Here is an 11,405-nt window from a genome sequence, read left to right as displayed (position 1 = left end):
GACGCGGGGTGGAGCAGCCTGGTAGCTCGTCGGGCTCATAACCCGAAGGTCGTCGGTTCAAATCCGGCCCCCGCAACCAACACATTAAACACCTTAACGGGTGTTTTTTTGTTTCTGTCGCCCATAAAAAAAGCGCTTTTCAGCGCTTTTTTGTTATCCCCTTCTCGCCAGCGTCGCCCCATCGGCAAAGTAGGCTTTAATCCCCGCCAGAATCGACTCTGCAACTTCCTGCTGGAAGGTCGCCGTTTTGAGTTTACGCTCTTCCTCAACGTTACTGATAAATGCCGTTTCTACCAGAATGGATGGGATATCCGGCGCTTTTAGCACCGCAAACCCGGCCTGTTCAACCTGATTTTTATGTAGGTTATTGATTTTTCCAAGCTTGTTCAATACCGCTTTACCAAACTTCAGGCTGTCGGCGATGGTCAGCGATTGCACCATGTCGAACATGGTGTGGTCGACATAACGGTCACCGCTTTTGCTGACGCCACCGATGAGATCCGAGGCGTTCTGGGTCTGCGCCAGATATTTCGCGGCGGTACTGGTGGCGCCTTTGGTTGAGAGCGCAAACACCGACGAACCGCTGGGCTGTCTGCTGGTAAAGGCATCGGCGTGAATAGAGACAAACAGGTCTGCACGCTGCTTCTGCGCTTTCGCCACGCGGACTTTAAGCGGAATGAAGATATCTTCATTTCGCGTCATAAAGACCTTCATGTTGCCCTCTTTCTCTATGAGGGCTCGCAGGCGGCGGGCAATCTGCAGTACCACATCTTTTTCACGCGTCTTGTATTTCCCCACCGCACCGGAATCCTCTCCACCGTGGCCAGGGTCCAGCATAATGACAATCGGACGATCGCGCCCCGCTTTACCAGGCTGCGGGCCACTTTGCGCAGGCGGCACCTGTTTATCCAGATCGCCCTTGTTGTAATCTTCCAGCAACGCCAGCAACGGATCCTGAACATCCTGGGCATTCGCAGGATAGAGATCCATCACCAGACGTTCTTTAAAGCCAGCCACCGGAGCCAGCGCAAAAAGTTGCGGCTTCACGTTCTGTTTCAGCTCGAACACCATCCGCACGGTCTGTGGGTCAAACTGCCCAACACGCGCCGACTTAATATACGGATCGTCAGGACGGATCTGCGTACCAATGCCCTTAAGCACCGAGTTCAAGTTAACGCCTTCAATATCCACAACCACACGCTCAGGATTACTCAGGGCAAACTGTTTGTATTTCAGCAGACGGTTAGATTCTACCGTGACGCGGGTATAGCTGGACGCAGGCCAGACACGAACGGCAACGACCTGACTCACGGCAGCCAGACCGACCTGGCTGACGCTCAAAAGCCACATAGCACCCGCACCTTTCAGTAAACGGCGGCGACTGATTGCTGAATTGGATCCCGACATGCTTCTCCCGAGCAAAAGAAATCTTTATTGAGGTAATACGTAAAACGTCCGAATTGACCGGAAACTTTAGCGAATGACGCATAATCTGTCATCTATAAAAGGGTAAACATTCTTTTTATATTCACGGCATTACTGAGATAAATCTTCGGGATGGGTAAAAATTACGCTTGCGCACAGCGCCAAAACAGAATAAAAATACACAAATTACGAATAATCATGCAATGAGGGTGTGCCGTGGTGAAGGAGCGTAGAACCGAACTGGTACAGGGATTCCGCCATTCTGTTCCCTATATCAATACCCATCGGGGAAAAACGTTTGTCATTATGCTGGGCGGCGAAGCCATCGAGCATGAAAACTTTTCCAGTATCGTCAATGACATTGGTCTTCTTCATAGCCTCGGCATCCGCCTCGTCGTGGTCTATGGCGCACGACCGCAGATTGATGCCAACCTTGCGGCGCATCATCATGAACCGGTGTACCACAAAAATACGCGCGTTACCGACGCTAAAACGCTCGAGCTGGTCAAACAGGCTGCGGGATTACTTCAGCTTGATATTACCGCCCGCCTGTCGATGAGCCTGAATAATACGCCACTGCAAGGTGCACACATCAACGTGGTCAGCGGTAATTTTATTATCTCTCAGCCACTGGGCGTTGATGACGGCGTAGATTACTGCCATAGCGGGCGTATTCGTCGTATTGATGAAGATGCCATTCACCGCCAGTTAGACAGCGGCGCGATTGTGCTGCTGGGGCCGGTCGCCGTTTCCGTCACCGGTGAGAGCTTTAACCTGACGTCAGAAGAGGTCGCCACACAGTTGGCTATCAAACTGAAGGCGGAGAAAATGATCGGGTTTTGCTCGTCTCAGGGTGTCACCAACGATGATGGCGATATTATTTCCGAGCTGTTTCCTAACGAAGCCCAGGCTCGCGTTGAGTTGCAGGAAGAGAAAGGCGATTACAGCTCCGGCACGGTGCGCTTCCTGCGCGGGGCGGTGAAAGCCTGCCGCAGTGGCGTACGCCGCTGCCATCTGATCAGCTATCAGGAAGATGGCGCCTTGCTGCAGGAACTGTTCTCCCGCGACGGGATCGGTACACAGATCGTAATGGAAAGCGCCGAGCAGATCCGTCGCGCCACCATTAACGATATCGGCGGGATTCTTGAGCTGATCCGCCCGCTGGAGCAGCAGGGTATTCTGGTCCGCCGCTCGCGCGAGCAGTTGGAAATGGAGATCGACAAATTCACGATTATTCAGCGTGATAACCTGACCATCGCCTGCGCCGCTCTGTATCCTTTCCCGGAAGAGAGAATTGGCGAGATGGCGTGCGTGGCGGTGCATCCGGACTACCGTAGTTCGTCGCGCGGGGAAGTGTTGCTGGAACGGATCGCCGCGCAAGCCCGGCAAATGGGGCTAAGCAAGCTGTTTGTGCTGACCACGCGCAGCATCCACTGGTTCCAGGAGCGCGGTTTCACGCCGGTGGATATCGACCTGCTGCCGGAAAGCAAGAAAGAGATGTACAACTATCAGCGGCGGTCAAAAGTGCTGATGGCGGATTTGGGGTAAGAGTCGTTGCCGGATACGGCATAACTGCCTTATCCGGCCTACATCTACATCATGCCGTCATTAAATAATGCTGACAATCCGCTGCGACGTTCGGTGCGGGTGGCAATGGCGCCACTCAGTATCCGCTCATCGGCATACAGCGACAGACGGCGACGCGCGCGGGTAACGGCGGTATAGACCAGCTCGCGAGTAACCACAGGGGAATGCTGGCTGGGTAAAATCAACGCCGCGTGGTCAAACTCGGATCCCTGCGATTTATGCACCGTCATCGCCCAGGTGGTTTCATGCTCAGGCAAGCGGCTGGGTTGCACCGATTTGATAGCACCGTCCGGCAGCGTAAACCACACCCTCAGGCCCTGTCCACGATCGAGGGCAATACCGATATCGCCGTTAAATAATCCCAGCGAACTGTCATTGCGCGCGATCATCACCGGCCTTCCCTCATACCAGCGGCTATGCGGTGAACGATGAATTTTACGTTTTTGCGCCATCACCTGCTCGATGCGTTCATTCAAACCGCCCACGCCAAACGGCCCTTCCCGCAGGGCACATAGCAGTTGATACTCATTGAAGGCCTGAATGACAGCATCCGGCTCGGCACCCTCGCGCAGTAAATCCAGATAGTGCCCATAGCCCGCCAACGCCTCATCCAGCATTGCGGCATAATCCTCGCTGCTGTGTAACGTGCGTTTTTCGATGTCGCTAAATCCCTGCTGGAAAACCGTTTTTATCGCAGCTTTGTCGCCGCGATTAATCGCAGCAGCCAACTGACCAATTCCGGAATCGCTGCCAAAACGGTAGCTCTTTTGCAGCAGGCACAGACTGTCGCGCAGAGCTGCCGCCTGAGTTCCCGGCCCTGCCGGAATAGCGCTTCCGGTCAGGCGACTGAGCTGGCGGGCGCGTTCCGGGGTAAACCCGTCACCGACGAAAGCACAGATATCCCCCAGCACCGCCCCCGCCTCGACAGAAGCGAGCTGGTCGCGATCGCCCAGAAAAATCACCCGCCCGTGCGGCGGCAGCGCATCGATAAGGCGCGACATCATCGGCAAATCGATCATCGAAGCTTCATCCACCACCAGCACATCCAGATGCAGCGGGTTTCCCGCATGATGACGCAGGCGCTGACTGCCAGGCTGAGCGCCTAATAATCGATGCAGCGTACTCGCGTCATCGGGAATGCGTTTCTTTTGCTCATCGGTTAGCGGTAGCTCTCGCAGTGCCGCACCCAGCGAGGAGGTCAGGCGCGCTGCCGCCTTTCCCGTTGGCGCTGCCAGTCGAATACGACAGCGTTCACCGTCCGCCATCTGAATCAATGCCGCCAGCAGCCTCGCAACCGTTGTCGTTTTTCCGGTTCCCGGCCCGCCGGAGATCACCGATATACGACGGGTCAGCGCTACAGCAGCGGCCACTTTTTGCCAGTTAACTCCCTCTGATGGCGGAAACAGCGCCTCCAGCGTATGGGTCAGGCGTTGTTCGTCCACCTCAATGGCGTGGTTTACCTCACTGAAAAAGCGCGCCACCGCGCGTTCGTTATGCCACATCCGGTTCAGGTACAGGCGATCGCCATACAGCACCAGCGGCGTGGGTTGATCGCCACGGCTTACCGCCCCGGAAGCCAGCAGGCAGTCCGCCCAGTTCTCAGGCTCTCCCGCTTCAGCGAGCCAGCCGCTTAACAGAGGATGCGCGTCCTCACTCAGGGATAACCGTGAAAGCGGTAAGCAGACGTGTCCTTCACCTGCTTCGCGGCTGAGCAACGCCGCAGCCAGCGCAACGGCAGGGTTATCATTTCCGGCAACCGCCAGCGCAAACTGAGCATCCAGAGGCCTGAGCTGCTTTTGCTCAACGGCTTCCAGTAATCGTTTCTGGATTGTCATGACATCTCCTCCAGCAGCGCACCAGCAAACAACTCATCCATCAAGGCGATCAACTCCCCGTCAGGTCGGGTCGCGTAAATTCCCTGCTGCGGATTCTCACTGTCAACGCCACGCAGGAAGAGATAAATAACGCCGCCAAAATGACGTTCATAATCGTAATCAGCAATGCGATGGCGCAAGTAGCGATGCAGCGCCAGGGTATAAAGTTGATACTGCAGGTCGTAGCGATGCACCTGCATGGCAGAGGCCATCGCCTGCTGCGTATAGGCTGAGCTGTCTTCGCCCAGCCAGTTCGATTTGTAATCGAGCAGGTAATAACGCCCCTGGTGGCGGAATACCAGGTCAATAAACCCTTTCAGCATGCCACGCACCTGCATAAATTCCAGCGCAGGGCACCCCGCTGAGAGCGGATCGTACTGACGAATCAACGCATCAAGTTGGTTGGCCATCAGCGGCTGCGAAATCGGCAGATAAAACTCCATCTCCACCTGTTTTTCACGCGCGGAAAGATGGCTCAAACTCACGCCCGTCTCGTTGAGAGGCGCTTGCAAAATGGCGTCCAACCATTCGGTCAAAACCGGCGTCCAGTGCGCGTCATAACCCCCCAACGCCAGTTGCTCTTCGACCCAATGCGGATCCACCGGTTGCGTAAAATCGAGATCTTCAAACAGGCTATGCAAGAACGTACCCGGCGAAGCGCCGCGCGGGAACTGATGCGGTGTAAGTCCTGACTCTTCAATAACCTCACCGACGCCTGCGGCATCGATATCGAGTCGCGGGATCAGATCCTGCGCGATACCATGTCCCCGCTGTTGCAGACCGGAATAACTGGTCACTCGCCAGCTATCGCCGGGCGTACGCCGCAGTATTTTCGCACTCAGTTCGCTGCTAACAGCCTGCGTAACCTGCCAGGGTTCACCGTCAGGCTGCGCAGGCGTCTGGCAGGCAATATCGTCGCTACATAGCGCTTCAATCGCACCACGCAGGCCCGCAGCATCCATCGGCTCGCCTTTTTGCAACAGGCGGCCAAGGGCACTCTGATGCACATCGGTATCCCCTTTTTTATCGCCCCGGCGTCGCACCAACGGCGCAACGCCAAGGCTGCAGTGCCATACCGAACGGGTTAACGCGACATAAAGCAAACGCAGATCTTCCGCAAGGCGTTCCGCTTCGGCCAGCTCAACGCTCTCCTCGGCATCGCTGAGATCCAGCACAGCTTCAAAAGAGCTGCGATCGTGGTAGAAAGCCTGATCCTGGACACGGAAATTGGTGATAAACGGCAGCCAAACCAGCGGATACTCCAGCCCTTTCGATTTATGGATGGTGACGATTTTGACCAGATGCTTGTCGCTTTCCAGCCTGAGCTGCTGGCTGGACGCGTTGCTGTCGGGTTCAAGAATATGCTGGGATAACCAGCGCACCAGCGCATGCTCACTTTCCAGTTGCGACCCCGCTTCCTGCAACAGTTCGCTGATGTGTAGAATGTCTGTCAGGCGGCGTTCGCCCCCCGCCGTCGCCAGCAGGTTTTCCGCAATCTGGCGGGCTGCCATCAGCGCGCGCAGCATCGGCATCACGCCGCGTTTATGCCAGATCTGACGATAGCCATCGAACTCTTCGACCACCGCATCCCAGGCATTTTCGTCGTTATTTAACGCTTCAAGATCCTGCGCATTCAGCCCCATCATCGAGGTCGCCAGCGCGCTACGCAGCGTATTCTCACGCTCCGGCGTCATCACCGCCTGCAGCACCCACAGCAACTCCTGCGCCTCCAGCGTTTCAAATACGCTGTCACGGTTAGAGAGGTAGACGGAGGGAATGGCCAGTTGGGTCAGCGCATCACGGACCAGCGCCGCTTCCTGGCGGCTACGAACCAATACGCTGATGTCCGACGCGCGTACCGGACTGGATGTTTTACCACTGACCAGTTGCGCAGCACCAGAATGTCCGGCCTTAAGCCAGTCGCGAATTTGCGTGGCGCACACCTGGGCCATGTAGTTCTGATAGTCGCCCACGCCACAGCTTTCCCCTTCCATCAGCCACATACTCATAGCGGGCTGCGTTTCACCGTGTAAAACAAACTGAAGCGCCTGGTTTTTTTCTGCAGATTTTACCGGGCTGAAGGGGATTTCGCGGAACATAAAGGCGTCGTCCATCTGGCTGAAAAGCGTATTCACGCTATTGACCATGCCAGGGGCCGAACGCCAGTTGGTATCGAGCGTATAGTGTGCGCTGACTTCGCTGCGCGCCTTCATATAGGTGAAGATATCCGCGCCGCGAAACGCGTAAATCGCCTGTTTCGGATCGCCAATCAGCAGCAGTGCAGTATCCGGCTGATGCTGCCAGATCCGGCGAAAAATACGGTACTGCTGCGGATCGGTATCCTGAAATTCATCGATCATCGCGACCGGAAAACGGGTACGAATCGCCGTCGCCAGCGCATCGCCGCTTTCACTGCGCAACGCCGCATCCAGACGGCTAAGCATATCGTCAAAACCCAGCTCACCGCGGCGTCGTTTCTCTTCGGCAACCGCCGTGCGGATCTCCGCCAGCGCCCGGGTGATCACCAGATCCCGCAGGGTTAACGGTTCGCTAAGCAGTTCATCAATAGCGACAAACAGCGGGTGCTGAGGAGTTATCCCGCCCGCTTTAGTGCGCTCTTCCAGAAAACGCTGTGAGAATTTCTCCAGCGCGTCAGGAAGCTGGTAACTTTGAGTTTCTTCCTGCGCCCACGCGCTGATCTTTTCGATCCACTTCCCCTGGTTACCGCGATTAAATTTACGCCGATCGATCCCGGAGGCTTCCAACAGGCCGTCCAGCTCATCAACGCAATCGCGCCACTGCTGCTTGATTTGATTAATGCGCGCGAGAATTTGTTCGTGCCGGGAGGCCAGCGTTTCGTCATCGGACGGCGGAGCCTTGATAACTGGTGCTTCCCCCTGCAGATAGCGATCGATATCCCTCAGCAGCGCCTGCGGTCCTTTCCACGTTTCAAAAATCACCTGCGCAATGTCGCGGGGCAGCGGGTAGCAGTGTCGACGCCAGAAGTCCGCACAGGCCTGATAGCGCAGCAGCGATTCATCTTCTATCAGTTGCTGTTCGAACAGCATGCCTGATTCAAAGGCGTTGAGACTGAGCATACGCTGACAAAAACCGTGGATGGTAAACACTGCCGCTTCATCCATCTGTCTTTCAGCCAGTAGCAGCCACTGAGCGGCCTGTTTTTTATCGGCGATTTCATCTAACAAACGGGCGTATAGCGGGTTGTCGGTGGTTTCACGCAGGCAGGCAATTCGCAGTTCATGAATGTTGCTACGAATTCGACCTCGCAGCTCTTCGGTGGCCGCCTCGGTGAAGGTGACCACCAGCAGTTCTTCGACGGTCAGAGGACGAGGAAAGGCGGCAGCGCCGCCCAGTCCAAGCAGTAAACGTAAATACAGAGCGGCGATGGTAAAGGTTTTACCGGTGCCCGCAGAGGCTTCAATCAGGCGCTCGCCCGTCAGGGGCAAGCGCAGTGGATCAAGGGACTCAGCGGCATCATTCATTCTTATCACTCATCAGGGGTAAGGTTTGCTGCAACGCGCTGACGGTCTGCCACACTTTCCAGCCTTCCGGGTGCACATATTCTGCTTTCCCGTTCTGACTGCCGGAAACCTGTGACAGTATCGCCATGCCTTGCGGCTCAACCACCGCCTGATGGAAGAAATCGGCAAGTTTTTGCGGCGTCAGCAGTTTAATCTGAGCCACTATTTTATCACGTGAATCGAAGCGCATATTACCGCGATCAAAATCTTTGCTTAACTGCGAGGCTTCAGCCCCCAGCGTTTGCGGCGCCTGCAGCATTTGCGCAATAATCGCCTGCTGAATTTGCGCAAACTCTTCAGGTTTCATCGCCCGCAGCTTCGCTTCCGCCGTCGGGAAGAACGCTTTATAACGCTCCCAGAGGTAAGACGGCTGCTTATCGCTGCTTTGCAGCAGGAACCCCATTCCCCACTGACGGCCAACGCTCATTGGGAATGCAAATACGGCGTAGCCTAACTGTTCTTCAGTACGCAGTTGATTGTAGAACCACGGCTGAACAATCTGCCCTAACATGGCGCTGTAGGCTGAACTGGCGTATTCATCGTATCCGGCTGGCACAAATACGGCCGCCAGCGCAGAATCCGTGCTGCTGCCTGCTTTTTCAAAGATAACGGACTGCTTCTTGTCCACTACCACATCTTTGTTGCGACACCACTGTGACCCGTTAGCGCCAAGCTGTTGCTGGATATCCCGCGCCATGGTTGTCGCCTGAGCTGCGCTCATATTACCAATTACCAGGAATTCAGGCCGCGCACCGGTTTTTAAGGCGTCGCGGTAGGTCATCACCTCTTTCAGGGTGATAGAAGGCAGCAGCTTACGGCGTTCATCACGTGAGAAATACGGTACCTGAGAAAGCATCTGCACCGGCATAATGGCCTGATCGTAGGCTTTCCCCTTCTCTGCGGAATCCATCATCTGCGCATACCACGATTTTGCCTGTTCCAGCTGTTCATCCGTTGAGGTGTAGCTGAAATAGCCGCTCAGCAGCGCCTGAAAAAGCTGCGGCAGACGTTGGGTGTAGCCGTTGGCGTTAAGCATCAACCCATTGTTAGCATTGGTTGAGAAACCAATTCCACCTACCGACGCCTGGTTGCTTAACTGATCGAGCGCAATCCCCGCCAGGTAATCGTTAAGTGCGAATAAAACCTGGTTGCGCGCGCTGTCCATGGCTTTCGGGTTACGCAGGATCGCGCTAACGTCAGCCTTCGGCTCACTGGCAAAATACTGGCTCGGCGCATACACCACACGTAAATCCGGCTCATCAACAATCAGTTCCGGGTGGGCGTATTTTTTCTCCATTTTAATCAGCGTGAAATCATCCGGAATGTAAGGGTTTAACTCCGGTAAAGACAGCGCAATGCCCTGCGCTTTTTGCTGCCAGTCGGCAAAGGTTTTATCGCTGATCTTATCCACCTGGTAAGGCGCATCGACAAAATACGCGGTTTTATTATGCGGTTCTTTCGCGCTGATATACCAGATACGCGCATTCTGCGGCGTCATCATTGCCAGGCGTTGCTCAACGGCTTTCGCATCGTACTGGTCAGCAATATTCACCGCATCCAGCGTATGTTCGACGGGAACACGGATCATGGTATCAGCCAACCATTCCACGTAGTCCATATCACGGGTGATGGAGGGATAACGGAAATCCAGATCCAGCACGTGCGCCAGCTCGTCAAAATAACGTTTATCGACGCCTTTCTCGCGTAACAAATTGAGGTAGCTAAAGATTGCCGCAACAACTTCATCGCGGTTCGCCAGCCCCTTGTCGGTTAACGTCGCGGAAATGGCTAACACGCCGCTGTTCCCGTTGACCACCGGATCGGAGTCTGCGCGAATACCTTCAACCAGGCCCTGCTTTTGCAGCCAGTCAGACAACGTGCCCGGGCTACGATTGCCAATCAGGTAGGTCACCAGTTCATCGGTTTTACTGCGGAACTGCGCGCTGTTGTTATCGATACGAAACTCGACGCGCAGCACTTTACGCGGCATTGCCGGAACATAGTGGATGATGACGCCCTTTTGCGCGTCGGTGACTACCGGTACGGTAATTTCAGGTTTTGCGATATTTCTGTTCGGTACGCGTCCAAAGGTGTCAGCCGCTATCCGCGCCAGCTCTGGCAGCGGTTTATTACTATAAATCACTGCCTTCATCAGGTTCGCGGAGTAGTACTTTTCATGAAAATTTTGTAATGCCTGCACCACCGGGTTACCCGGTTTATCGCTTAATGTCTCGAGATTTCCGCCGGAGAAACGCGAGCCTGGGTGCGCCGGGTTGATAGTCTCAGCGCTCACCTGCGCCATACGCATCCCGTCTCGGGTACGCGCCAGCGTCAGCTCGGAGTTAACCGCGTTACGCTCACGGTCGGCATATTTTTTATCCAGTAACGGATCGGCAATAGCGTCCGCCAGACGATCCACTGCCCCCACCAGCGCGTCGTTTTCGACTTCAAGATAGAAGGCCGTACGATAAGGCGCTGTGCTGGCATTGTGGCTGCCGCCGTGCATTTTCAGGAATTCAGCCAGGCTGTCCGGCTGCGGGTATTTTTTCGAGCCCATCAGGCACATGTGTTCAAGATAATGCGCCAGCCCCTGATGATCGTCCGGATCTTCCAGCGAGCCCACGGGGACGACCAGTGCAGAAAGGGATTTCACGGCCTGAGGATCGGATACCAGCAGCACGACCATGCCATTATCAAGGCGCACGGCCTGATACTGACGGGTGTCTTTATCGCTTTTACGGATGGTTTCAGCTAAAGGCTGCCAACCGGTATCTGCCTGACTTACGGGAACCCAAAGGGCGACGAACAACAGTAATGCGCTGAACCAGGTGCTGCGGGGCATTCACAAACCTCATCATTAACGTATTCACCTGTTCACTGCAAAGCACGTATGAATACGTGGTCTGAACAGGGCAAGACTCTGTGCTGAACGAGCCAGCATCTTCTCTTTATAAGAATCAGTCCGTGACAGAATGCG

The 11,405-nt window shown here is 55.2% G+C and carries 5 protein-coding genes and 1 tRNA gene; 2 read left to right on the top strand and 4 right to left on the bottom strand.

Annotated elements, in window-relative coordinates; all coding sequences use genetic code 11:
• Window positions 1-2 precede the first annotated feature (2 nt).
• Window positions 3-79: transfer RNA gene (locus OGV77_RS13365), tRNA-Met, on the top strand.
• 74 nt (window positions 80-153) lie between these two features.
• Here OGV77_RS13365 and amiC read toward each other — a convergent pair.
• Window positions 154-1,407: an N-acetylmuramoyl-L-alanine amidase AmiC gene (gene amiC / locus OGV77_RS13360; RefSeq protein WP_043017425.1), complete on the bottom strand. Its 1,254-nt coding sequence runs from the start codon at window positions 1,405-1,407 to the stop codon at window positions 154-156.
• A gap of 234 nt (window positions 1,408-1,641) precedes the next feature.
• On the opposite strand from amiC, the gene argA reads away from it, so the two are divergent.
• Window positions 1,642-2,973: an amino-acid N-acetyltransferase gene (argA, locus tag OGV77_RS13355; protein WP_043017426.1), complete on the top strand. Its 1,332-nt coding sequence runs from the start codon at window positions 1,642-1,644 to the stop codon at window positions 2,971-2,973.
• Window positions 2,974-3,017: 44 nt separating this feature from the next.
• On the opposite strand, the gene recD is transcribed toward argA, so the two are convergent.
• From recD to ptrA, 3 genes are read right to left on the bottom strand one after another with little or no spacing between them, the layout of a single operon-like run.
• The gene (gene recD, locus OGV77_RS13350) at window positions 3,018-4,847 is read right to left on the bottom strand and encodes an exodeoxyribonuclease V subunit alpha (RefSeq protein ID WP_087051233.1); all 1,830 of its coding nucleotides are present in this window, start codon (window positions 4,845-4,847) and stop codon (window positions 3,018-3,020) included.
• Window positions 4,844-8,389 carry an exodeoxyribonuclease V subunit beta gene (recB, locus tag OGV77_RS13345; protein WP_043017428.1) on the bottom strand — a complete coding sequence of 1,182 codons (3,546 nt, stop codon included), beginning with the start codon at window positions 8,387-8,389 and terminating at the stop codon, window positions 4,844-4,846. The genes recD and recB overlap by 4 nt, the downstream gene beginning before the upstream one ends.
• Entirely contained in the window at window positions 8,382-11,270 is a 2,889-nt protein-coding gene (ptrA, locus tag OGV77_RS13340) for a pitrilysin (RefSeq protein ID WP_043017429.1), read from the bottom strand. The genes recB and ptrA overlap by 8 nt, the downstream gene beginning before the upstream one ends.
• Window positions 11,271-11,405 lie beyond the last annotated feature (135 nt).

This window comes from Citrobacter sp. Ce129, from assembly GCF_030334545.1.
Lineage (GTDB): Bacteria > Pseudomonadota > Gammaproteobacteria > Enterobacterales > Enterobacteriaceae > Citrobacter > Citrobacter europaeus.
Note: the sequence above shows the minus strand (reverse complement) of the source record. Positions and strands in the feature narration are given on the sequence as shown.